Source organism: Desulfofustis glycolicus DSM 9705, from assembly GCF_900130015.1.
GTDB classification, from domain to species: domain Bacteria; phylum Desulfobacterota; class Desulfobulbia; order Desulfobulbales; family Desulfocapsaceae; genus Desulfofustis; species Desulfofustis glycolicus.
Genome location: NZ_FQXS01000010.1, coordinates 101,944 through 126,704, shown reverse-complemented (window position 1 = coordinate 126,704; position 24,761 = coordinate 101,944). Strand labels below are relative to the sequence as shown.

16 protein-coding genes and 1 tRNA gene are annotated in these 24,761 nt (G+C 50.4%); 16 read left to right on the top strand and 1 reads right to left on the bottom strand.

Going from position 1 to position 24,761, the window contains the following annotated elements:
- Positions 1-192 precede the first annotated feature (192 nt).
- A tRNA-Ala gene (locus BUC26_RS10125) sits at positions 193-268 on the top strand.
- A gap of 68 nt (positions 269-336) precedes the next feature.
- Here BUC26_RS10125 and BUC26_RS10120 read toward each other — a convergent pair.
- Complete coding sequence (locus BUC26_RS10120; protein WP_073375739.1) at positions 337-939, bottom strand: hypothetical protein; 603 nt, start codon at positions 937-939, stop codon at positions 337-339.
- 375 nt (positions 940-1,314) lie between these two features.
- Here BUC26_RS10120 and BUC26_RS10110 point away from each other — a divergent pair, with 375 nt between their 5' ends.
- The 15 genes from BUC26_RS10110 (at position 1,315) to BUC26_RS10040 (ending at position 24,582) form a co-directional block, all read left to right on the top strand.
- Positions 1,315-1,692, top strand: a complete 378-nt coding sequence (locus tag BUC26_RS10110) for a helix-turn-helix domain-containing protein (RefSeq protein ID WP_073375735.1) — start codon at positions 1,315-1,317, stop codon at positions 1,690-1,692.
- Positions 1,676-1,951: a helix-turn-helix transcriptional regulator gene (locus BUC26_RS24530; protein ID WP_161949834.1), complete on the top strand. Its 276-nt coding sequence runs from the start codon at positions 1,676-1,678 to the stop codon at positions 1,949-1,951. Before BUC26_RS10110 ends, BUC26_RS24530 begins: the two co-directional genes overlap by 17 nt.
- 275 nt (positions 1,952-2,226) lie before the next feature.
- A complete protein-coding gene (locus BUC26_RS10100) occupies positions 2,227-5,076 on the top strand; it encodes a phage/plasmid primase, P4 family (protein WP_073375733.1) in 2,850 nt (949 codons plus the stop codon).
- On the top strand, positions 5,073-5,468 hold the full coding sequence (locus BUC26_RS22970; protein WP_073375731.1) for a hypothetical protein: 396 nt from the start codon (positions 5,073-5,075) through the stop codon (positions 5,466-5,468). The genes BUC26_RS10100 and BUC26_RS22970 overlap by 4 nt, the downstream gene beginning before the upstream one ends.
- 19 nt (positions 5,469-5,487) lie before the next feature.
- Positions 5,488-6,042 (top strand): terminase small subunit, encoded by a 555-nt coding sequence (locus tag BUC26_RS10090; RefSeq protein WP_073375729.1) that lies wholly within the window; start codon positions 5,488-5,490, stop codon positions 6,040-6,042.
- A gap of 12 nt (positions 6,043-6,054) precedes the next feature.
- Positions 6,055-6,381 (top strand): hypothetical protein, encoded by a 327-nt coding sequence (locus tag BUC26_RS10085; RefSeq protein WP_073375727.1) that lies wholly within the window; start codon positions 6,055-6,057, stop codon positions 6,379-6,381.
- Between the two features lie 83 nt (positions 6,382-6,464).
- A complete protein-coding gene (locus BUC26_RS10080) occupies positions 6,465-6,860 on the top strand; it encodes a nuclear transport factor 2 family protein (RefSeq protein WP_073375725.1) in 396 nt (131 codons plus the stop codon).
- A 31-nt stretch (positions 6,861-6,891) separates the two neighbouring features.
- Positions 6,892-10,164 carry a helicase-related protein gene (locus BUC26_RS10075; protein ID WP_073375723.1) on the top strand — a complete coding sequence of 1,091 codons (3,273 nt, stop codon included), beginning with the start codon at positions 6,892-6,894 and terminating at the stop codon, positions 10,162-10,164.
- Entirely contained in the window at positions 10,161-10,826 is a 666-nt protein-coding gene (locus BUC26_RS10070) for a DUF4391 domain-containing protein (protein WP_073375721.1), read from the top strand. The genes BUC26_RS10075 and BUC26_RS10070 overlap by 4 nt, the downstream gene beginning before the upstream one ends.
- Positions 10,827-11,014: 188 nt before the next feature.
- The gene (locus tag BUC26_RS10065; RefSeq protein ID WP_208609764.1) at positions 11,015-11,848 is read left to right on the top strand and encodes an Abi family protein; all 834 of its coding nucleotides are present in this window, start codon (positions 11,015-11,017) and stop codon (positions 11,846-11,848) included.
- Between the two features lie 37 nt (positions 11,849-11,885).
- Positions 11,886-13,766: a site-specific DNA-methyltransferase gene (locus tag BUC26_RS10060; protein ID WP_073375717.1), complete on the top strand. Its 1,881-nt coding sequence runs from the start codon at positions 11,886-11,888 to the stop codon at positions 13,764-13,766.
- Positions 13,767-13,778: 12 nt separating this feature from the next.
- On the top strand, positions 13,779-16,919 hold the full coding sequence (locus tag BUC26_RS10055) for a type III restriction-modification system endonuclease (RefSeq protein WP_073375715.1): 3,141 nt from the start codon (positions 13,779-13,781) through the stop codon (positions 16,917-16,919).
- Between the two features lie 2 nt (positions 16,920-16,921).
- Entirely contained in the window at positions 16,922-17,950 is a 1,029-nt protein-coding gene (locus BUC26_RS10050) for an HTH domain-containing protein (RefSeq protein WP_244155830.1), read from the top strand.
- Between the two features lie 4 nt (positions 17,951-17,954).
- Positions 17,955-21,548 (top strand): DEAD/DEAH box helicase, encoded by a 3,594-nt coding sequence (locus BUC26_RS10045; RefSeq protein ID WP_073375711.1) that lies wholly within the window; start codon positions 17,955-17,957, stop codon positions 21,546-21,548.
- Positions 21,538-24,582 (top strand): sacsin N-terminal ATP-binding-like domain-containing protein, encoded by a 3,045-nt coding sequence (locus BUC26_RS10040; RefSeq protein WP_073375710.1) that lies wholly within the window; start codon positions 21,538-21,540, stop codon positions 24,580-24,582. The genes BUC26_RS10045 and BUC26_RS10040 overlap by 11 nt, the downstream gene beginning before the upstream one ends.
- Positions 24,583-24,761 lie beyond the last annotated feature (179 nt).

Here is a 24,761-nt window from a genome sequence, read left to right as displayed (position 1 = left end):
CCCAGCGCTTTCGCTCCTGTTATCCTTAAACTGGCGCAAAAGCGGATCGATTGGATGATAAACTCGCGATGATACCAGTTAGCCGGCCGCTACGCAAGACTAATGGAAAGCCCCCGCCGTTCCGATTTTTTATTGACAAGCTCCACGAATCCCTGGTATACGACACATCTCCATCGCACCAACAGCCGGAGTGGGGCTATAGCTCAGCTGGGAGAGCGCTTGAATGGCATTCAAGAGGTCGTCGGTTCGATCCCGTCTAGCTCCACCATCAATATCAAAGGCTTACAGGAATTCCTGTAAGCCTTTTTCTTTTTCGGTTCTAAGCCGGTTCTAACTTTATTCCTGTTCATTCCGAGAGATCATACTCGATTTCTTTTTCTCTCTGTATAACTCAGCTCGCCTAAACCTATTTGCCCTCTTCTTCTCTTTCGATAGACCTGCCTGGTAAATTCGCTGCTTACAGACTTTTCCGCACGCTCTCTGGTCAAAGGATTTCTTAATCAGAAAAAAGCACCCGCATCCGGGACACTGTCTTATCCCTTTAGTTGATGGATTCAGCATAAGTTGGTTCAAAACATTTACTATCACAAATTCATCCCCCTCGTCCTGAACCAACATACTAAACCCTTGGTTATCTTGCTTGATCGAGCCACCCTGCGACTGAAAACTCACTGGCATTTTCTCGACAATACACTCTAGGGCCAGGCGAGTTGCAAGTTGTGCTCCACGTGCATGCTCAAAAAGTACGTCGGAGTCGTCTCCATATAACTTCCATAAATGTAATATGTTGCGATTTGGAGAAAATAGAATGCCAGCTTTCAGACCTCTTTTTAGCGCAATATCCAACAGCATCGTTGGTAGTTTCCTCCCATCCTTCTCGTTAGCGAACTCGAGAATTCTATCGAGCAACTCCCTTTGATATTTGGCTCGATTTTCCATAATCCCTCCTTTGACTAACGCCATTTCCAAAATGGGGTTAGTCTATTTCCCTTTGTTTACAAATAGTTAGCCTTGACCATGCGTCTTATCGTCGGTATTTTGTGTTTAACGATTAACACGCGCAACTACGTTGCTCAAGCAAAGAGGGGAGGAACCTACGATGAAACCTTTTTTTACGGTTCGGGAAGCCTGTGCTGCCAACCAGCTCGACAGGTCTCCGAATTGGATTCGAGCCGCAATAAGACTAGGGAAAATCAAAGCCGTTAAGGCAGGGAACACACTTCTGATCCCTGTCGAAGAAATCAACAGGATTAAAGCTTCAACACCAACAATTAGCAGGGATGAATTGCTAGGCAACCGAGGAGGAAATTTCCGATGAAAAATTTTATCAGAAAAACACTTGTTACACTTTTTAATCGTCAAGACAGATCCGTCTATAGCTACGCCGACCCAAAAACAGAAAGTGGAAGCCATACGATTTCTATAGACCAAACAGCTGCCGTCGATAAAAAAAATCGTAGAAAAAAAGATAATCAGATGATGATGGTGCTAGAGTTATTATCGTACGGTCCGATGACCACCATCGATGCACTTGATAAGGGAATTACTCGACCAGCAGCCGTAATATTCGAACTCAGAAAAATGGGATACAAGATCAACACCAGAATGATCGATGTTGTGTCTCGAAAAGGCGAAGTAACAAGAATAGCGAGTTACATATTGTATTGGGACGGAAATGGACGATTTATTTGAAGAAAAAGAACATCTTTTAGACCAGATTGAGGATGTTCTCCGGCGCGTTATACTTGAAGAAATCAGAAATTCTGCAAACAATCACGATAAGCTTTGGACTATTGAAGAGACCGCCACTTATCTTGGAATAAAGCCTCAGACTCTATCCGTTTGGAACAGTAATGGAAAAGGTCCTCCACCTACGAAAATTGGAGGACGTACGATGTATATTCCAGAATTAGTTCGTGAATACACACGACACCATACTCGGCCAAGGTGATAGTAAAAGATCTACAAAACACGACAACCATCCTGTTGGTTATTGTTGTTCAGATCAAGAGATAACCATGATTGAAAGCATAAATAAATCCATAAATCGCATATACGGTGCAACTGCGAAACTTAAAACCAATAGTTTCATCTATTGTCACCTCATTGTTACCAACAGACAACATATGCGAGCACTGGCAAAACGCACACTAGTCAAAATCGGGACCTATGGAGTAATACCTGACTCATGGATAAAATCCCTGATCAACAAATGGGGATATAAGCATGACTGATATCGACAAAATAGCTCAAGCATTAGGGGGAACTTCTGCAGGCAACAAAGGATATATATGCTTATGCCCGGCTCACGATGACAACACACCCAGCCTCAGTATTGACGAAGGAGAACACGGACGAATTCTCGTTAAATGCCACGCTGGATGTTCGCAAGAATCTGTAATTGCTGCCATCAAAGAACGGGGCTGCTGGCCTGTCTCTCAATCAAAACAAACCTCTTCTTCATGCATTATTGACAACCACAGAACCCAACCGAACACTAAAATTGCTGAAAAAAATCACAAACAGCAGCAGGCAGCGACTATTGCGTCCAGAATATGGCATGCATCTCGTCCATCAACGGATTCGCACCCTTATCTTGAAAAAAAAGGGGTAAAAGCCGTAACCACGATTCGAAAGATTAGCCTTACAACCCTAAAAACCATCATCGGGTACACCCCAAGGGCGAACGATCAACCGCTATCAGAGGGGGGTATTTTGGTAATCCCGGTAAAGGTAAATAACATTATCAGCACAGTCGAGTTAATCGACCAGGAGGGTCGTAAGAGTGCCCTGCTATCAGGTAGAAAAAAGGACGGCTATTGGGCAACAGAACGTCTTCCAGCGGGTCCCGATTTCAAGAAACCGATCCTCATCGGTGAGGGGGTGGCAACCTGCCTATCAGCAACTGCCGCGACTGGGTATCCAGCCGTGGCGGCTCTGTCATGCCAAAATCTCCTTTCCGTAGCACAACAAATGCGGCACAGGTACCCTCTCGCGGAAATTGTTCTACTGGCGGATCTGTTAAAAGATCGCGACGAGCCGAATCCCCGGGCAGTAGAAGCGTCAGAGGAGATTTCCGGAAAGCTGGCCGTCCCGGATTTCGGCCCAAACCGGCAACCCGACATGAATGACTTCAATGACCTGGCGGTTCAAAATGGACTGGATAGCGTCAGTCAATGTATTGCTCGATCTCTGCATCATGAGGAGGTGGATGGCTCGCAAAGAGAAAATGACGTCAACCTCTTGCTCGAGCGCGTCGTTGCTGATCATGGTGCGCCGCATTTACCCGAGAATCTCAGACTGCTTGTTGATTTGAGTAAAAAGGATAGAGCCGAGTTTGTTCGGGTCAGAAGCGAGTTAAAAAAGCGTAACAACGAGGTCAACCTCGGTCTACTTGATAAGGACATGGCGCTCTACCTCTCGAACGCCGAGAAAAATGAGGCATCGCCTGCATCTCCTTCATTTCCGGTAACCTATCCAACATGCCCTATTGCATTAAAAGAGAAACTACAACATTTTCATGATGTTCTGGTCAAGGAAGAGCAGGAGGGTAAACGCAAACTCGCCCCTCAATCGTTGGCCGCCCAGATCGTCGCGGAAGCCTTAAAAGGTTTCTTCGCATACAGCAATGAAGGTTCATGCTGGTATCATTACAAAGAAGGATACTGGCAGGAATGTCGGCCAGAGAAATTCGATCAGGTGGTTACCCTGCTGCTCTATATTGGAACCGGCGACGTCGGGTTCACCAACTCGTATCAGACAGGTGTGGCTGCGCTCATTCAGAAAAACGGCAAGAATCTGCTCCCGGAATTTCCCGGTAACCTCATTCCTTTCAACAACGGTCTGCTCGATCGAGACACGAAAAAATTATTGCCCTTGACTCCGGATACGGCAACGACCTGGATAATCCCCTTTGATTATTTACCCGAATCTCATTGCCCAAATTTTCTAAATTGGCTCGATCACGCTGTCTCCGGAGACCAGGAGACCATCCAGCTTCTCCGAGCCTGGCTCAATGCGCTTCTGACAGGTATGCCCGAACTGCAAGTTTTTTTACACCTCATCGGCCCTGCTGGAACCGGCAAGAGTACTTTCGGCCGCTTGGTCTTTTTTCTCGTTGGCGAGCACAACGCCACCACAACCACGTTAAAGCAATTGGAAACCAATCGCTTTGAGGGGTCAAACATTTTTGGGAAACGCTTGGTGGCTATCGAAGAATGCGACAAATATGGAGGGTCGGTGTCGGTCCTCAAGTCTATGACTGGCCAAGATCCCCTTCGGTTGGAGCGGAAAAACAAGCAGCAAAACAGTTCGTTTATCTATAGGGGGCAGACCCTGATGATGAGTAACGAGCGGCTGGCAACCAAGGACTATACCAGCGGCATTGAGCGACGCCGAATCACGGTTGAGTTTTCCCGACGCCTGACACTTGAAGAACGAGCAGCCTGGCAATCACGCGGCGGGGAAGAGGGATTGTTACACCCCGAAGCCCCGGGGATAATCAACTGGGCTCTTGCTCTGAGCTATGCCCAAGTGCAAGAAATTTTTAACAAGATGCCGGCCAGAACCCGCCAGGCGAATCTCGAAGCCGCCTGCTACAACAACCCTGTTCTTGAGTGGATGCTAGAAACTTGTCTGCCGGATGACCACGGAGCTACACAGGTTGGAGTGAAGCAGGAGTATCGCGGAGTGGATGGCGAAACCTTTTACCGCAATTCAGAAATTTGGCTCTATGCCAATTACCTGACATGGTGCAGAAGGGCCGGACGCGAAGCCCTGTCCTCGCAGCGATTCAGTTCCATGATTTTGGATGCGGCGCATTCCTATGGAGCTCAAGTAAAGAAGGAGCGCAAACAAAAAGGAACGATGGTTTTGGGTCTTCGATTCCGTCGCGAGGACGAAATGCCTTGGATAACAAAAGTGCATGGAAGCATGCAGGATACCATGTCGCATAAGCCATTGAAAATGAAGAATATGCAGGAGGTGTATACCACTCCGACACTTCTGAGCGAGAGAACGGATATATGTACCGTGATTGCTTGTGGTGATGATGAAGATGTTGAGGAAGAGATATGACTACGGAAGCAATTATGGAGAGGGTACGTCAATTGGGTGTGGTTATATCACTATCCCCACCAGATACAATCAGGATCGCGGGAAAGGAATCGGCGGTTGCGACCATCAAACCTGTCATCAGGGAGCACAAGGGTGCCATTCTTGCTTTGTTGAGAAGAGAAGATGGTCGTGGCAAAGAACAACCATACTTCGACGGAAGCGGCTTATTGCGGATCCCCCTTGACTGCAAACAGAGATACAAATGGTGGGATGGCGGCCAGTCGATCCTTGATACGCTGCTTGAACTGAAGGCTCCCTATGAGGTTATTGCAAGGTATATCGGCCCGATTCATCAGCCTATCAGTTGGAAAAAATGGCAGATTTTGGCAGGACAATATCCCGATGCGAAATGACTCATACAGGAATAAAGCGATGGGAGGAATCATGGGCTCAAGACGGACGATCAAAAAAGAGAAATTTGCTCATAAATATGTCGAAACCGGTAATGCTTCGGAAGCTTATAGGTTTGCCTATAATACAGCGAGGATGAAGCCGGAAAGCGTAAAAAGAATGGCCAGCGAACTGCTAAAGGACCTCTACGTTACCTCCACTGTTGAAGAGTTGCGGGATAAAATGATGGCGGAAATAGACGTTTCATCCGAAAAGGTTCTGCGCGAGTGTGCACGGATCGCTTTTTTTGACCCCCGTAAGCTCTTTGACGAGGATAACGCGCTTCGTGATATCTCCACGCTGGATGCTCAAGAGGCTTCGGTGATTGCGAGTATTGATGTGTTCGAGGTTAAAGGAGACGGGTCGGGGCCAGGGACAAAATATATAAAGCGAATCAGGTTCAACGACAAACTGAAAGCTCTTGATGCGTTAGCGAAGCATTTTGGTTTATACAACAAGAGTGACCAGGAGCAGAGAACAAGGTTTGTTATAGTTAAGGATTTCACGGGAGCAAAAACCAGAACAAATTTTGACTAGAAGGAGAGGAATATGATTACGGATATTCAATTTTTCCCTCGTATCGATGGATGGATAAAACTAAATAAATCAGAAGCGTCAAGGGGAGGGGCTACTTCGACAGACCTCAATCTCGAAACGAAAGATTGTTCGGCAATAGTAGGAAGGTCACATCACCAACCGCTTTCATTCATGTTTCACATTTCGTCTGCCGGAGGAGGTCTAACACGTGTTCACTTGGGAATAGACAGGGAGGACCTTTTATTGATTTTAACCGAATTAGCAGGTAGAAATCCAACATTATGGGCGGAGATAGTGTCAAACGTCAATTTGTTGAAGAAAGTCGAAGACCGCGATTAACAAGGCTAATTCAAACGGCCAAAAGCCGAGTGGCTGAATAACAGCGTTACTGTAACATCAGGTTCTTATTTAAAGAGAAGCCAATGGAAAATAACACATTGACAGAGAGCCAGGCGGCTACCGCTTACGCTCAGGCCTGGAATCGGTTGGACTGCCGAAAGTTCCTGGAGCTGTTAGCAAAAGACTGTTGTTATGCGTCACAGTATGTTTTTGAAGAGCTGATTGGCCGAGAGAAAATCAGCGAATACCTGGTAGGTAAAATACAGTCAGTGATCGCAACTCGATCAAAGGTGATTGCCGGCTTGGGCGCCCTCGAGACACCAAACCCGGGAAGAGATTGTGCCCTGCTCTTCCAAAACAATACAGAAGAGATAACAGCGGTTATTCTCTTCGAGGTTGAAAACGGAGCAATTAAGCGGTACGACCTTTGTATGCCGGAACTGTTTAGCGTACACAACAAAGGTATATATCCGGTCTAAACAGCTGCAGAAAACGATAGGAACATGGCAGATGAAGATCATCGACAACATCAATTCTTTACTGGGTGACGATCTGAAGGCTTCCATCCACCCCAAGGCTAAACTGAAAATCGCGGCATCGTGCTTTTCGATCTATGCCTATGAAGCTTTAAAGTCCGAGCTTGCAAAGATTGAGTCGTTGGAATTTATCTTCACGGCACCGACCTTCGTTCCTAACGAAGTCACCGACAAACTCAGAAAAGAACGCCGAGAGTTTTTCATCCCCAAGGCCAATCGGGAACGCAGCCTCTACGGCTCCGAATTTGAAATCCAGCTTCGCAATAAACTCACCCAGCGTGCCATTGCCCGCGAGTGTGCCGAATGGATGGGCCGCAAAGCCAGATTCCGCTCCAACAAAACCAAATCCCCGATGCAACAGTTTGCCTGCATTCAGGGGCCTTCGCTAGAAGCGGCATATATGCCTTTGCATGGTTTCACCGCCGTGGATCTGGGATATCAGCAGGGTGATGCCGTTTCCAACATCGTCAACCGGGTAGACGAGACGGCCTTTACGTCGACATACCTTCAGCTTTTTGACCAGATCTGGAGTGACCCGACAAAACTTGAAGATGTGACCGACGCGATCTGTGATCATATCACGTCGGTCTATAAGGAAAATTCACCCGAGCGCATCTATTTCCTGATGCTCTACAACATTTTTAGTGATTTTCTCGATGATATCGACGAAGACGTCCTGCCCAACGACCGGACGGGCTATCAGGATACACTGGTCTGGAACAAGCTTTTCAACTTTCAGCGTGATGCCGCCATAGGCATTATCAACAAGCTGGAAACCTACAACGGCTGCATCCTTGCCGACAGCGTGGGGCTTGGTAAAACATTCACGGCTCTGGCCGTTGTGAAGTATTACGAACTGCGCAACCGTTCGGTGTTGGTGCTGTGCCCCAAGAAACTTGCAGACAACTGGCTTAATTACAACAGCAACCTGACGACCAACATTTTCTCAAGGGATCGCTTCAATTATGACGTTCTATGCCACACCGACCTTTCCCGCACCTCGGGAGAGTCGTTCGGCATTCCTCTGAACCGCGTTAACTGGGGTAATTATGATCTGGTCGTCATCGATGAATCGCACAATTTCCGCAACAACGATGCCGTTAAAGACCGGGAAACCCGCTATCAGAAACTGATGAACCAGATCGTCCGCCAGGGCGTTAAAACCAAGGTTCTGATGCTGTCCGCTACTCCGGTCAATAACCGCTTCAATGATCTGCGCAATCAACTCGCGCTGGCGTACGAAGGCGACTCTGAAAATCTCAGCAAGAAGCTGCGCACGGGCAGATCAGTGGAAGAAATCTTCCGCAATGCCCAAACGGTCTTCAACCAGTGGTCAAAACTGGCACCCGAGGATCGCACGGCGCGAGCTATTCTGGATTCCCTTGATTTTGACTTCTTTGAACTGCTTGACAGCGTCACCATTGCCCGTTCACGCAAGCACATTCAAACCTTTTACGACACCAGTGCTATTGGCCAGTTTCCCGAGCGCCGCAAACCGCTGTCATTTCATTCCCCATTGACCGGGCGCACGGATGTCATGAGCTTTAACGAGATCTTTGAACATCTCTCGCTGCTCAAGCTCGCTGTCTATGCGCCGATCAGCTACATCCTGCCTAGTCGGCTCAAAAAATATGAAGACCTGTACGACACGCAGGTGGAAGGTGGCAAAGGGAAGCTGAAGCAGGCGGACCGCGAACGAAGCCTGCAGGCATTGATGACGACCAATCTGCTCAAACGCCTGGAAAGCTCGGTTGAGGCTTTTCGGCTTACCCTGAAAAGCCTGCACGACAACCACGCCCGTACCCTGAGCAAAATCAATTCATTCAGGGTCACAGGCAATGCTGGCAGTGTCTCTGACTGGACCGATAGCCTGGCAAACCTCGAAGCCGAAGAGGACGATATCCCGGTTCCGGATGACGCCGAGATCGGCGGCAAGGTGAAGATAAACCTTGCCGACATGGATCTTCCTTCGTGGGAGCACGATCTGAAGGTTGATCTGGAAGTCATTAACGCCTTGCTGGAGTCCATGGCAAAAGTCACGCCCGAGGACGACGCCAAGCTGCAACACCTCAAGTCCCTGATTCTCAGCAAGATTGAAAACCCTATCAATGATGGCAATAGAAAAGTTCTTGTCTTCACTGCCTTTGCCGATACAGCGAATTACCTCTACAACAACCTGGCGGGTACCTTACTGGCAACGCAGAGGCTGCACACCGGAAAAGTAACCGGCAAAGATACGCCGAAATCAACCCTCAGAAAGAATTATGATTTTCAGTCGCTGTTGACGCTTTTTTCTCCTCGCGCCAAGGAGAAGGCTCAGGTGCTGCCAAATGAACCAGCTGAATTGGACCTGCTGATTGGCACCGACTGTATCTCCGAAGGGCAGAACCTTCAGGACTGCGATTACCTGGTCAACTATGACATCCACTGGAATCCGGTTCGCATCATTCAGCGATTCGGTCGGATCGACCGCATCGGCTCCATCAACAAAACCATCCAGCTGGTGAACTACTGGCCCGACATTTCTTTGGATGAATACATCAATCTCAAGGAACGGGTTGAAAACCGGATGGTTATTGCCGACGTAACGGCCACCGGCGACGACAACGTCCTCACGGCAAAAAGCAGCGAGATTTCGTATCGAAAGGAGCAACTCCGGCGCTTGCAGGAAGAGGTGATCGAACTGGAAGACCTTAAAACGGGTGTTTCCATCACCGATCTTGGCCTGAACGACTTCCGGATGGATCTGCTGAACTATGTCAAAACCAATGGCGACCTTGCCAACGTGCCTAATGGCATGCATGCGGTTGTCCCAGCCCGGCCCACAATGGGATTGCACCCCGGTGTTATCTTTGCCCTGCGCAACCGCAACCATGCGGTCAACATCAACCAGCAGAACCGGCTGCATCCCTACTACCTGATCTATATCTCTGGCGATGGCCAGGTCATCGCCAACCACACCGAGGTCAAAACACTGCTCGACCTGGTGCGATCCAGCTGCAAGGGACAACCGGACCCCATTCAGGCGGTCTGTCGCCTCTTCAATCAGCAGACCGACGAAGGCCGAAACATGGAGGCTTGTTCCGACCTGCTAAGTACCGCCATTCGTTCGATGATCGACGTCAAGGAGGAAAAGGATCTGGACAGCTTGTTCTCCGGCGGCAGAACCACCGCCCTGGTGAACACCATCGCCGGGCTCGATGACTTTGAGCTCGTCGCCTTTCTTGTGGTGCAGGAGGAAGGATGACAGCCGTGCTCTTCGATTATCCAAAGACCGCCGCCTTCGGACGCGTGCTGCCCAAGAACAAAATCTACGAGCATGGAAGTATAACTAACGCTGTCAGACAGTTATTTGTCCGGCAGGTAGAACAGATCGTCTGGCAGCATAAGCTTGCCCCGGAGACAGTCAACCTGAAGGCATCAAAGGCCGTGCCTGAAATCCAGATCTTCAGTATTACGCTCAAAGGGGACGAACTCAAACCCGAGGTGCTGCGCTGCATTGACCTGGCCATTCCTTTCCCGATCATTTATGAGCTCCGGTTCGACGGGAAAGCAAAACCTGTCGCCGCCTTTAAGCGGCCGAGTGAAGCGGACGCCAGCAAGTGGGTTATCAGCGAATATTTCAATAGCGACTGGACAGCCACCGATACGCCACGCAAGCCCCTGCCAATGGTTTTCGACCTCGAAGCACTCTACGGCCATTTGCTGTTGCCCCTGATGCCGCACCCGGCACGGCCGGGCGAAGACCTACAAGAGCAGGTGGAACGGATGGAGCTCATTAGGCTCAAGCACCGTGAGCTGGAGCGCTGTGAGGCCCGGCTCCGCAAAGAGAAACAATTTAACCGCAAAATTGAGATAAATGCTGAACTGCGTACAATAAAAGGAATATTGGCGGAATTGAAACAATAATCTTTGCTAAATCAAATCAATGGGATTATACTTGTTTTATCAATTTTTCAATTCGAACAACACCCCCCACGCATCTCGTAAGCTCTGCGCACCATGGGGGGTTACTTTTTTTATTGGGGATGGCATTGAGATTTTCTAAGCCTCCCAAGACATTTGAGGAACAAGTCGATCTCCTCCGTTCAAGGGGAATGGAGATAACCGACCCGGAGCGAGTTAAGCGTTATCTCTCCCACTTGAACTACTATCGATTAGCCGCCTATTGGTTACCGTACGAGCAAGATCACCCAGCCCACCTCTTCAAACCCGGTACCTGTTTCAACACAGTTCTAGAGCACTATATTTTTGACCGGGAACTACGCCTGTTAGTCATGGACGCCATCGAACGGCTTGAGGTATCGTTGCGCACGCGCTGGGCCTACTACCTTTCCCACACTTACGGCCCCCATGCGCACCTTGATAGTCGCATTTTCAAAAAGGGACGCTGGTCACATGAAGAGAATGTCCGTAACCTGAAGGAAGTAGTCCGCTCCAGCTCTGAGGTCTTTGTCCGCCATTTCGATGTCTATGATGAGGGGTTGCCGCCGCTGTGGGTTATCTGCGAGATAATGACTCTCGGGCAGCTTTCCAAGTGGTATTCGAATCTGTGTCATGGCAAAGATCGGAACGCAATCGCCAAGGTTTATGGTCTTGATGAAGTCAATCTGACCTCCTTTCTGCACCACCTGAGTATAGTCCGCAATCTTTGTGCTCACCACGCAAGGCTATGGAACCGAGAGTTTGTATTCGCATGGAAACTCCCGCGACTGACCCCTTCGGAGCTCTTGGAAAATTTCAATACTGAGGATGGTAAAAGGCTTTACAACACATTGGTTATGCTGGCGTATTTGATGGACCAGATCAATCCTCACAGCTGGAAAAAACGGCTAGGGATACTATTGACCAAACACCCAGACGTAAGAGACCGCCATATGGGTTTTCCAGATGATTGGCGGCATCGGCCAATTTGGCATGGTCATATATAAAAATGGGCATGATGCCTTTTTTACAAAGGTTACTGTTATGGAAAAATTGAAAATGCACTCCCCGAACCTGACCCAGGAAAACATCGCCCGTATCCGCGAGCTTTTTCCCGACTGCGTGACCGAGGGCCAGGGCGAAGGCGGTCAGTTAAGGCTGGCAGTCGACTTCGACCAGTTGCGGCAGGAGTTATCCGAGTCCATCGTGGAAGGCCCGCAGGAGCGCTACCACCTCAACTGGCCAGGCAAGCGGGAAGCCCTGCTCACCGCCAACGCGCCCATCGCCAGGACCCTGCGCCCCTGTCGGGAAGAGAGTGTATATTTCGATACCACGAAGAACCTGTTTATCGAGGGCGACAACCTGGAGGCCTTGAAACTGCTCCAGGAGACCTACCTCGGCAAGGTCAAGATGATCTACATCGACCCACCTTACAACACGGGTAACGACTTTATTTATGAGGACGATTTTGCGGAAAACGCAAAAGAATTCCTGATAAGGTCGAATCAGAAGGATGAGGAAGGTAATCGGCTGATAGCAAACACAGAGGCAAATGGGCGATTCCACTCTGATTGGCTTTCAATGATTTATCCACGATTGAGACTGGCGAGAAACCTTCTACGAGATGATGGGCTGATTTTTATCAGTATTGACGATGGTGAGGTGCATAATTTAAGGAAAGTCCTTGATGAGATTTTCGGAGAACAGAATTTTGTAGCTGTTAACGTTTGGAAAAAGTCTTATGGGGGCGGGGCAAAATCAAAGCATGTCATTGTTCTTCATGAATATGTGATGATGTATGCAAAGTGTAAAGATAATCTTGGAACTATCGTATTACCTCCTGATGATGGCGTATTGAAATATTACAAATTCAAAGATGAAAAATTCAACTTTAGAGGGCCCTACAGAAAACAGCCTCTTGCAACTAACAGTATGGATGAACGACCCAATTTACGATTCCCAATAAAGTGGAGAGGACTTGAAATATGGCCAGAAAAACAATGGCAATGGTCAAAGAAAAGAGTGGACAACGCTCTAGAACAAGATGAGCTCGTATTCACGCAGAAGAAGGGTGGATGGACAGTTGATTATAAACAATATTTAAAGGACGAGGATGGACAAATTCGCGGATCAAAAATGTTTTCTATTTGTGAGGGACCATATACTCAGGCCGGAACTGGAGAAATTAACGAAATGTTTGGTAATGGAAAGATATTCTCTTTTCCAAAGCCATCTAAGTTAATCAAGCATTTTGTACAAATTACTTCGTCGAATGATGTTATTCTCGATTTTTTTGCTGGATCTTCTCCTACCGCTCATGCCGTTATGCAACTCAATGCAGAAGACGGCGGCAACCGTAGGTTCATCATGGCACAACTGCCTGAACTCTGCGACGAGAAATCAGAGGCATTTAAAGCTAATTACAAAAACATTGCAGAAATCAGCAAGGAGCGTATCCGCCGCTCTGGCAAAAAGATTCTCGAAGGCGAATGCCATGAAGGCTGGAAAAAGGATATCGGCTTCCGTGTTCTCAAAATCGATTCATCCAACATGACCGACGTCTACTATAAACCGGACGCCATCGAGCAAGGCCAGTTGAAGTTATACTCCGACAACATCAAGCCGGACCGTAAACCCGAAGACCTGTTATTTCAGGTATTGCTGGACTGGGGCGTGGATCTTTCACTGCCCATCCGAAAAGAGACCATCCAGGGCAAGACTGTCTTCTTTGTCAATGAGCCGCCCTACGATCTTGTCGCCTGCTTCGATACCAGCGTGAATGAGGACTTGGTCAAGGAGCTGGCCCGGTTTGAGCCGCTAAGAGTTGTGTTCCGTGACACCGGTTTTGTCTCCGATGCCGTCAAGATCAACGTGGAGCAGATCTTCAAACAGTTGTCTCCAGGCACTGAAGTGAAATCGATATAAGGAGGGCTTGGCATGAAACTGAAGTTCAAAGTCCAGGCCTATCAGACTAACGCTGTTGAGTCCGTGGTTGACTGCTTTGCCGCGCAGGTGAATACCACTGGTATTGCATATCGTATTGATCCCGGAGTTGGAAAGAGGGATGAGCAAGGCCAATACCAGACTTCATTTTTAGCGTTGTCAGGTTTCAAGAACGCCGACATTCAGTTGACCGACACCCAGCTGCTCGCCAACATCCAGGCAGTGCAGCGACGGCAGAACCTACCTTTGTCACAGGCATTAGATGATTTCCATGTAAAAGATTCTCGCAAAGATATTTATGTAGCTGCACCAGCCATATACAAGAAGGAAGCGAAAACCATTTGCCCCCTTCATCTTGATGTCGAGATGGAAACCGGGACCGGCAAGACCTACTGCTACGTCAAGACCTTCTTCGAGATGAACAAGCGGTACGGCTGGACCAAGTTCATTGTGGTCGTCCCCAGCATAGCCATCCGCGAGGGCGTGCTCAAGTCGCTGGAAATTACCGCCGAGCATTTCACCGAGAGTTACGGCAAGAAGGCCCTCTTTTTTGCCTACAACTCAAAGCAGCTGCACCATCTGGAAAGCTTCTCTTCCGATGCGGGCATTAATGTCATGGTCATCAATATCCAGGCATTTAATGCCACGGGAAAGGATAACCGCCGCATCTATGACGAGTTGGACGACTTCCAGTCGCGCAAGCCTATTGATGTGATCAGCAGCAACCGCCCTATCCTGATCCTGGATGAACCACAGAAGATGGAGGGCAAAAAGACGCTGGAGGCGTTGGCCAAGTTCAAACCGCTGATGATCCTGCGTTATTCGGCCACCCACCGGACCACGCACAACAAAATCCACCGCCTCGATGCCCTGGACGCCTATAACCAGAAGCTGGTGAAGAAGATCGCGGTGCGTGGAATTGCCGTCAAGGGCCTGGCTGGCACCAACGCCTATCTCTACCTGGAATCCATAGAAATTTCCCAAAAGGCACCAGTTGCCCGAATCGAAATGGAAGTGCGCCAGGGCGGCGGGATCAAGCGGATCGTCAAACGCCTGGAGCAAGGCAAGGATCTGTTCGTTGAATCAAACGAGCTGGACCAATATCGCGGCTTTGTTATCGCCCAGATCGACGCCAACAAGGACACGGTGGAGTTCACCAATGGCCATGTTCTGTGTGCGGGAGATGCAACCGGCGACATCACGGAAATGGCTATCCGGCGGATTCAGATCCGGGAGGCGATCAGGGCTCACCTTGAGAAGGAGCAGGTTCTTTTTGCCCAGGGCATCAAGGTGCTGTCCCTTTTCTTTATCGACGAGGTGGTCAAATACCGGGACTATAGCCAGGCCGATGAACAGGGAGAATACGCCAGGATTTTTGAAGAAGAGTACGAACGGCTAAGGGCCGAATATTTAAGCCTTCTTCCATTGGATGGTGGGATGTACCAGGAATATCTGAAAGGTATTCCCGTCGGTCGCACCCACAACGGTTACTTCTCCATCGACAAGAAAACCAAGAAGCTCACCGATCCGAGCTTCAAGACGCGTGGAGAGGAAGCCGGGCTTTCCGATGACGTGGATGCCTATGATCTGATCCTGAAGGACAAGGAACGGCTGCTCTCCTTCACGGAACCGGTCCGGTTTATTTTCTCCCACTCTGCCCTGCGGGAAGGCTGGGACAACCCCAATGTCTTCGTCATGTGCATGCTCAAGCACAGCGACAACACGATCTCGCGCCGCCAGGAAGTTGGCCGGGGGTTGCGGATTAGTGTCAATCAGCATGGGGACCGCATGGACAACCCGGCGACGGTCCATGACGTGAATATCCTTACCGTTGTCGCCAGTGAGAGCTACAAGGACTTTGTCGGAAATCTTCAGCGTGAGATCAGCGATTCCCTCTCTGCGCGCCCCCACAAAGCGGACGAAGCCTACTTCACAGGAAAGACCATCACCACGGAAACCGGCACGTTGGAAATTACGCTGGTCCTGGCCAAGCAGATATACAAGTATCTGCTCAAGAACGACTACACCGATGACGTTGATCAGGTTGCCGAAGCCTACCACGAGGCAAAAGCCAATGGGACCCTGGCGGCGCTTCCGCCCGAACTCGCCTCTTATGCGGAGCAGATTTTCGGCCTGATCGACAGCGTCTTCAGCGAGTCCCAGCTGCCCGACGTGGGTGATGACCGCAAGCCGAAGACCAATCCGCTCAATGCCAACTTCGACAAAAAAGAGTTTAAGGCGCTCTGGAGTCGGATCAATCAAAAGGCGGTCTACCGTGTCGAATTTGATTCCAGTGAACTCATTCGAAACAGCATCCAGGCTCTGGACAAAGAGCTGCGAGTGACGCCGCTGCAATACACCATCCAAAGCGGTGTCCAGGGCAATCAGATCACCGATGGCCAACTCAGAAGCGGTGACGGATTCACGCTGACTAATACATCAGTCGAAACCCATAATGCCTCAATCCATTCCATGGTCACCTATGACTTGCTCGGGAAAGTCGCCGAAAGCACCCAACTGACAAGAAAGACCATCGCCGAGATATTGAGCGGCGTTCAGACGGCGGTTTTCAAGCAATTCAAGCAGAACCCGGAGCATTTCATTGCCGAAAGCTCACGGCTTATCAATGAGCAGAAGGCCACGATCATCATCGAGCGGCTGAGTTACGACAACATTACCGAGACTCACGATATCGATATTTTCACTGCAGGCCAAAGCAAGCAGGACTTTACCAAAGCCAGCGAGAAGCTGAAGAACCACATCTATGACTACGTGATTACTGACTCCAAGGTTGAGCGGGAGTTTGTCAAAGAGCTGGACACCAGCACCGAGGTGGTCGTTTATGCAAAGCTCCCCAGAGGCTTCCTGATTCCTACTCCCGTCGGCGACTACAACCCGGACTGGGCCATTTCCTTCAAGGAAGGCTCGGTCAAGCACATTTATTTCGTTGCCGAGACCAAAGGCTCCATGTCCAGCATGGAGCTGCGGGCAATCGAACAAACCAAAATCGAATGCGCCCGTAAGTTTTTTGCGGAGGTCAACCGCAAAATTGATCCCGAACACGTGAAATACGACGTGGTGACCGACTACGGGAAGCTGATGGAGATTATCGGTGCGGGAGGTGCATACAATTGAATGTGCAAGCTGCTGCATTGGAGATTTTGAAAGGAGCTGAAAGGCCTCTCCATGCTAAAGAGATTGCCGAGCGGATTATGGCTGCTGGTCTCTGGCACTCCGAAGGAAAGACCCCAGACGCCACCGTCAGCGCCCGCCTCTACTCCGACATCAAGCGCAATGGGGACAAGTCGCCTTTTATAAAGGTCGGTCCTCAGACCTTCGCACTTCGGGATTCAACTTCAGTATCGAGCGGCGCCGCGCCGGTTCCTGCAACCATCCAAAAGGCTCCAGAACCTAACTCTGGTTTTTCGTTCACTGATTGTGCTCAGAAAGTGCTTGAGGAGTTCGGCGGCAAGAAGCCGATGCATTACAAGGAAATTACCAAGAAGGCCCTGCAAAAAAGTTGGCTAGTGACAGGCGGCAAAACGCCCGAGGCCACCATGTACGCCCAGGTAATTACCGAAATCAAACGCCAGCAGAAACGCGGTGAGCGCCCTCGCTTTGTCCAACACGGCCGTGGCTATGTGGGCCTGAGCCGATGGATGGGACAAGGCCTCGCGTTCCAAATCGAGCAGCACAACCACCAGATTCGAAGAACCCTGCGCGAGAGGTTGCTGGACATGAAGCCTGGTGAGTTCGAGGAGCTCATCTCACAGTTGCTGGCGGAGATGGGTTTTGAGATGGTCGAAGTGACCAAGCTCAGCGGCGACGGCGGCATTGATGTTCGGGGCACCCTGGTGGTGGGTGACGTGGTCCGCATCAAGATGGCCGTCCAGGTCAAGAAGTGGAGGATTAAAAACAACATACAGGCTCCGGTGGTGCAGCAGGTGCGCGGCAGTCTGGGGGCGCACGAACAAGGTTTGATCATCACCACGAGCGACTTCAGCTCAGGAGCCGTCAAGGAAGCTGCCCAGTCTGACAAGACCCCCATCGCCCTGATGAATGGCGAACAGCTCGTGATGCTCCTGATGGAACACGGCATCGGCGTTCATCGCTCGACGCCTGACTTGTTTGAAATTGATGAAGAATATACGGCAGGAGGAGAGTAAGAAAATGCAGGGGAAAGCCTTGGTTCACGGAGCGGTTGCGAAGCATCTTAGCGACGTAGCCGGGCAGCTCGCCGTATTTCTAGAAAGAGTGTTACCTCCGCTGTTTGACGACTGGTGGAACAAAGCGGTCGTAAACACCCTGTCGTTTCAGCAAAAGAGACGGTTGGAGCAACGCAACATCACGTCACTGGGTGGCCTTGACCTCGCTGGACTTCTTCGGGTGTTGGACCAGAACTGGTATCAGATTTCCAACAGCCTGGACCTGACCTCCGAAGCCCGTCACTTCGTCAAGGAAATGCAAACGGTCCGTAATCACTGGGCACACGCGGACACAGAGGGCTTCCCCGTTGACGACATATACCGAGATCTGGACACCCTTCAGCGTTTTGCGGTTGTTATCGGCGCGGATGACACGTTGATTCAAGAATTACGGAAGACAAAGGCGGCTCTCCTCGCGACGGAGATCCAGCCGCAACCTGACCCAGGCGCAGAGACGTCCTCCGCGCCTCAAGAAAGGAAAAACGATGCAGCCGAATTCGAACCCGGCCAAATCGTCTTCGCCAAATCAAACCCATCAAGCCGTGGCGCTGTGATTGCCGTGTTGCCCGGAAAGCCGGAGAACCGATTCAAGGTCTTCTTAGACGGGACAACCCAAACGTTTTACGCGTCGCAATTGCAAGCCGAAGATCAGCGTGAGGAAAAGGTAGAAGCCTTACCCTGCGACCAATTCCATGCCTATCTCACCGCGCTACAGATAAAGTATCCGGGACTATCCACCCTCTACTCACTCAACGCCGCCCGTGTTGACTTCATCCCGTATCAATTCAGACCGGTGTTGCGATTTATCCGGTCGGATCGCCCACGCTTGCTCATTGCCGACGGCGTTGGTGTAGGAAAGACCATTGAAGCCGGCCTCATCCTGCGCGAGCTCCAGGCGCGGCGAGAGATACGTTCCGTGCTCATTGTCTGCCCGCGCCCGCTGGTTACCGAGAAAAAGTGGCAGAACGAGATGAAACGCTTCGAGGAGCGTTTTACCCATCTTGATGGCGCTACCTTGCGGTATTGCATTAACGAGATGGATCTGGATGGTGTCTGGCCGGAGCAACACCAGAAAAGCATCGTCCCGTACTCCCAGTTCGATGAAACACTCCTGTATGGCTCGGCTCCCGAAGGAAAGCGTAAGCGGAAAAAAGGCCTCCTGGACCTTGATCCGCCACCGCGCTTCGATCTGGTTATTGTCGATGAGGCTCACCACATTCGAAACCAGGATACATTCAGCCATAAGGCCGTGAAGTTTTTCTGCGATCATGCTGAAGCGGTAGTTTTCTTGACGGCTACCCCGATCCAGCTCGGCAGCAACGACCTCTTTGTTCTTCTTAACATGCTCCGCCCCGATCTCATCATCGACCATGAGAGCTTCTCGCACATGGCTGAGCCAAACCCGTTTATTAATCAGGCGGTGTCGGCGATGCGGTCTCAAATGCGGGAATGGCAAAACCTGGCGATAGAAGCTCTCGATCAGGCGGCATCCACGCCCTGGGGCCAGTCCATACTCAGGCATAATCCGGATTTTGGTCGGGTCCGCTCTAAACTCTTGGAGAGCGCGGTTACACACGAGGAACGCATAAGGATGATCTCCGACACAGAGGGGATGCACACCTTCACCGGTATCATCAACAGAACCCGCCGCCGCGACATTGGGAATTTCACGGTCAGGAAACCCGAGACGGTCGTCGTGCCATTCACTCCAGCTCAGCAGCATTTGCATGACGAACTTTTGAGAATCCAGGCTGAAATATTCAACCAGATTCACAATGGGGTTAACGTGAAGTTCATGATGACCACCATCAGGCGACAAGCGGCCAGTTGCCTCTTTGGTCTTGCCCCCTTTCTTGAGGAAATCCTCAATCGCCATCTCGACGAACTGTCCTGGGAAGAAGCGGATGACACCGGAGTCCCTGAGGACGAGGCCATCATTCCCATCCAAAGCCAAATCGAGAATCTGCTGAAGGCGGCTCGTACCCTGGAGGCAAGCGACCCCAAGCTCGAAGCTTTACGCAACATCATCCGCGACAAGCAAAGCCTCCCGAACAACAAGGTCATGCTGTTCAGCAGCTTCCGGCATACCCTAAGCTACCTCTTCGACCATCTCAGCAAGGACGGTTTCCGCGTCGGGTTGGTCCATGGTGGAACGCCTGATGAGGATCGTGTGTCCCTTCGCGCCCGTTTTGAGAAGCCGAAGGAGGATGAGGACTGTCTCGACCTGTTGCTGTTTTCCGAAATCGGCTGCGAAGGTCTCGATTATCAGTTCTGCGACTGCATTGTGAACTACGATCTTCCCTGGAATCCCATGCGAGTAGAACAGCGCATCGGCCGTATCGACAGAAACGGGCAGAAGAGCGAGAGCGTCGCCATCGTCAACTTGATCACGCCGGGAACCGTGGATGCGGATATCTACGAGCGGTGCCTGGTGCGCATCGGGGTCTTCAATAACGCCCTCGGAGGGAGCGAGGAAATACTCGGGGAAATCACTCGTGAGATCAAAAACATCGTGGAAAACTACGAGCTGAGTGAGGAGGAGCGCAAGGGGAAGCTCCAGCAACTATCCGACAACAAAATCCGGCTCATCCTGGAGCAGGAAGACCTGGAGCAGAAGCAGGCGGAGCTGTTTGGCATTCGCCTTCCCCAAGAGCAGATGAACCGCGAAATTGCCGACGCGGCGAGTTTCTGGCTATCACCGGCTTCACTCCGCAGGCTGGTGACCTTTTACCTGCAGCGCGTGTGCGGTAAAGACCAGGAGTTTATTCTGGGCGAAAAGCCGCTCAAGACCCTCCGGCTGGCCCAGGAATCCCGTGGCCACCTTTTAAAGGATTTTCAGCAGCTCCCCCGGCAGAACACTTCCGCTTACCGCGAATGGGAAAATTGGCTCAAGGGCGGGAGCCAGCATTTGGCCATCACCTTCGAGTCTGATTGCGCCATGCAGCATCCCGAGGCCGCCTTCATCATGCCCCTCCATCCATTGGTCAAACAGGCGGCCCTGTCATATGATACCAAACAACGGGTCATAACCAATCTGGAGGTAGCGTCGAACGAGATACCTATTGGGCGCTACAAATTCGCCATTTACCAGTGGCACTTCCACGGCATCAGGGAAGACTTGGTGCTTAAGCCTATCGCCTCGAACACCATGGTGAACGAACATCTTGGTCGCCTTTTGGAGAATGCGGCGGATTGTCCTGGCGCTATGCCAAGCGGGCTTGGCGCTTCAGTTTGGGACGCTTTGGATGCTCACCACTACAACTCATGGAGCGACGCGAGAAGCAGACACCGGCAAAAGACCCAGGAACAGGCCGAATACCGGCGGGAAAGCCTAACCACCAGTCACCGGGCGCGAATCGCTCTTTTAGAAGAACAGCTCAGCCAAGCGACCAACGAAAAGATACAAAAAATGCGTCGGTCTCAAATCGCCGCCGCAGAGGCAGACTACGCAAGGCGAAGCCAAGAGCTGGACATCGCTCTGGAGAGAGCGGATATCGTCGCTGGTCCTGTTGCGTATGGTGTGCTTCATGTTTCCGGGGGAAGAGCCAATGCCGACTGACTACGACAAGATACGAGAGGACAATATCCGTGAGTACGGTCAAGGGACACGCCACCTGTCCTTTCTGGGTCGACTGTACACAGATCGAACGCATTTCGTTTTCGAGCTTCTTCAGAATGCGGAGGATGCTGGCGCTACCCGGATACTCTTCAGCCTTTTTGACGACAGACTGGAGGTTACCCATGACGGCCGCCTTTTTAATGAGCGGGATGTCAGGGGGGTATGTGGTGTAGGTGAAGGAACCAAAGCCGAAGATCTGACGCAAATTGGAAAGTTTGGGATTGGTTTCAAGTCGGTCTACGCCTACACGGCTACTCCGGAAGTTCACTCAGGCGGCGAAGGTTTCAGGATAGAGAACTACGTGCGCCCTTACGCGGTGACCTCAAAGCCAGCCGGTAACTCCTGGACCACGCTCTTTGTCTTTCCCTTCAATACTGAAGAAATAGCACCCGAAACCGCATGCAAGGAAATCGGCGCTCGCCTCCACAACCTGAGCGCCAGAACGCTTTTATTCCTCCGAAGGATCAACGAAATCGAGTACAGGCTGCCAAACTCAACAGGCGGTGTCTATCTGCGAGAAGAGATTCCACGAGGGCCCGCCCGACAAGTCAGCGTCATCGGTCAAAACAACGGCAAGGAAGAGGAGGAAAACTGGCTCATTTTTGAACGACCGCTACCAGTACCGGGAAATTCGGAAACTGTGCGTGTTGAGGTCAGCTTCCGGCTGGAGGCTGAAGACAAAGGCGGAAAGAAGCCCGAACGTATAGTTAAAGTCAAGGATTCTCCCCTGGTCGTTTATTTCCCCACAGAGAAGGCCACAAGGTTCGGATTCCTCATCCAAGGACCATATAGGACAACCCCATCTCGTGACAATATACCAAAAAACGACGAATGGAATGAGACTCTGGTAAAAGAAACCGCTGAACTCATCGGAGACATTCTTTCTGAGATAAAAGATCTTGGCTTACTCTCGGTATCCTTCCTCGAGGCGCTTCCTATTAGAACCGAAGATTTCCCAGACGACAGCATGTTTTATCCAATTGTCGAGTCGGTTCGGAACACGTTGATCAAAGATGAACTCCTACCAGCCGATGACGGTTCCTTCGTTTCCGCCGGGAACGCAAAACTCGCTCGAGGTGCTGACCTCAGAAAACTACTGAGCCAGAAGCAGCTTGGTCAGTTGTTTCAGTCCCCAGCCGCCGCGATAAAATGGCTTGCCGCGGATATAACCCGGGAACGAACGCTTGACCTACGGTTTTATTTGATTCTTGAACTTGATGTGGAGGAAGTGACTCCTGACGTTTTAGCCCGAAGAATCAACCATGCCTTTCTGTCTAGCCAGTCAGATGAATGGTTTGTTGATTTTTATGGATATTTATCCGGCCAGGAAGCGCTTTGGAGACCAAAAGGTGTTCATGGGCATCCAGCAGAAGGTCCCCTTCGCAGGAAACCGATTATCAGATGTCAGGACGGACGGCAACGCACTCCTTTCGATGAATTAGGTAATCCCAACGTCTTTCTCCCTGTCGAGTCAAGGGTGGAGTACCACGTTGTCCGCAAGTCTATCTACGAAAACGAGAAGGTAGCGGAGTTTATGCAGCGGCTTGGTATAGTCGCTCCTGACATCTGCACGCGTGTGCTTAATGACATCATCCCTCTTTATCAGGACGATTCTGAAATAGAAGATGACACACACACAGACCATGTTTCGGTCATCGCCGATGCCATGGACTTGGAAGATTCTCCACATTACAGCAAAATGATATCCGCACTTAAGGACACCACTTGGGCGCTGGCTACTAACGCAAAAACAAGCGAGCAATTCTACGACAGGCCAACTAATTTGTTCTTTCAGTCTCCGGAGTTGCAAACCTTTTTCGAGGAAAATGTGAATATCTGGTTCCTGGCCGAACAAGTGGAGAACATCGACTGGCAGAAGCTGGGCGTCCGCACTGGTCCGGTCATCAATTGTCGCGGCCTCCATACAAGTCGCAATCACTTTGTTCCTTTGTGTTCATATCATGGATGGCATAAGCGTGGGGCCGAGGGGTTTGACCCCGATACGAGTATCGACGATTTGGAACACGCACTCATGCACATCTCACTTCCAAAGGCGGTTTACATCTGGAACGAGTTGTTGCCTCCTCTAATTAGGTTTCTACACGGCCGCTACCAACATGCCACCCACCAGAACTACGACAATGCCACCACCTACGAAGAGGACTCGAAGTTGTGCAAGATGTTAAAGAACCATGCGTGGTTACCCGTTGCTGTCGACGAATTCAAGAAGCCTTCTGAATGCAGAATCGCCGACTTGGTTGGTGAATTAAAGCGTAACGAAGAGCTTGCAGAGGCTCTTGGTGTTCAACCCGACCCCGAGAAGGCGGATCAGGATGTGCTGAAGAGCGAGGATGAGCTGAAACGTGAACACGCAACAGAACTCGGAGTTAGCCTCGAGGACATCGATTTCCTGAAAAGCCATCGTGGCGAGATTGAGCAGTTGAAAGCCGCCTTGGCTGGCCGAAAAGAACGCCCAACATTTCCAACCCGGCAAGTGTCAAATCCGGAACGACGTCAAGAGCGCCTTGGCGAGCAACTATCCGACGCGCCCGATAAGGAATACGAGAAACGCGAAAGAAGTGTTCGAACCACCAACGGTACCATTGATCCGATCACATGGCTCCGGAACCAATACACGAATGAGGCAGACCAAATGGTCTGCCAGATATGCAAAGAAGAGATGCCCTTTCGAAAGCGAGATGGAGCACACTACTTCGAGAAAAAGGAAGTGCTCTCCAAAAAATATCTGCCGAAGGAACATGAAACTCAGTATCTGGCCCTTTGCCCCCTATGCGCGGCTATGTACGAGGAGTTTGTAAAGAGCGACGACGATGCGATGGCTGACCTAAGAGACAAATTGGTCAGTACGGTAGATTGCGACATCCCAATTACGCTCGGTGATCAGGAAACGAGCATTCGCTTCGTCGAGACACACCATCACGATTTGAAGGTGATAATTGAGGGAACGGAATGACTCTGGGGATATCATGACATATCTGGAAAGCACATATCTATTGGGTCTCGTGACACGCTTCTGGATGGAATGGAAGAATCTGCACTAACCAGCTCTCTAATTGGGCGTACCTTGCCATCGGCATCCGCATAAGAAAGTGAAATATGGCTTTTTGGCCGATGTTGAGCGAGCAAAGGATA

Excerpts from the sequence above, each read along its gene's own strand:
- BUC26_RS10120 (WP_073375739.1), bottom strand. The coding sequence starts at position 939 with ATGGAAAATCGAGCCAAATATCAAAGGGAGTTGCTCGATAGAATTCTC.
- BUC26_RS10110 (WP_073375735.1), top strand. The coding sequence starts at position 1,315 with ATGAAAAATTTTATCAGAAAAACACTTGTTACACTTTTTAATCGTCAA.
- BUC26_RS24530 (WP_161949834.1), top strand. The coding sequence starts at position 1,676 with ATGGACGATTTATTTGAAGAAAAAGAACATCTTTTAGACCAGATTGAG.
- BUC26_RS10100 (WP_073375733.1), top strand. The coding sequence starts at position 2,227 with ATGACTGATATCGACAAAATAGCTCAAGCATTAGGGGGAACTTCTGCA.
- BUC26_RS22970 (WP_073375731.1), top strand. The coding sequence starts at position 5,073 with ATGACTACGGAAGCAATTATGGAGAGGGTACGTCAATTGGGTGTGGTT.
- BUC26_RS10090 (WP_073375729.1), top strand. The coding sequence starts at position 5,488 with ATGGGAGGAATCATGGGCTCAAGACGGACGATCAAAAAAGAGAAATTT.
- BUC26_RS10085 (WP_073375727.1), top strand. The coding sequence starts at position 6,055 with ATGATTACGGATATTCAATTTTTCCCTCGTATCGATGGATGGATAAAA.
- BUC26_RS10080 (WP_073375725.1), top strand. The coding sequence starts at position 6,465 with ATGGAAAATAACACATTGACAGAGAGCCAGGCGGCTACCGCTTACGCT.
- BUC26_RS10075 (WP_073375723.1), top strand. The coding sequence starts at position 6,892 with ATGAAGATCATCGACAACATCAATTCTTTACTGGGTGACGATCTGAAG.
- BUC26_RS10070 (WP_073375721.1), top strand. The coding sequence starts at position 10,161 with ATGACAGCCGTGCTCTTCGATTATCCAAAGACCGCCGCCTTCGGACGC.
- BUC26_RS10065 (WP_208609764.1), top strand. The coding sequence starts at position 11,015 with ATGGAGATAACCGACCCGGAGCGAGTTAAGCGTTATCTCTCCCACTTG.
- BUC26_RS10060 (WP_073375717.1), top strand. The coding sequence starts at position 11,886 with ATGGAAAAATTGAAAATGCACTCCCCGAACCTGACCCAGGAAAACATC.
- BUC26_RS10055 (WP_073375715.1), top strand. The coding sequence starts at position 13,779 with ATGAAACTGAAGTTCAAAGTCCAGGCCTATCAGACTAACGCTGTTGAG.
- BUC26_RS10045 (WP_073375711.1), top strand. The coding sequence starts at position 17,955 with ATGCAGGGGAAAGCCTTGGTTCACGGAGCGGTTGCGAAGCATCTTAGC.
- BUC26_RS10040 (WP_073375710.1), top strand. The coding sequence starts at position 21,538 with ATGCCGACTGACTACGACAAGATACGAGAGGACAATATCCGTGAGTAC.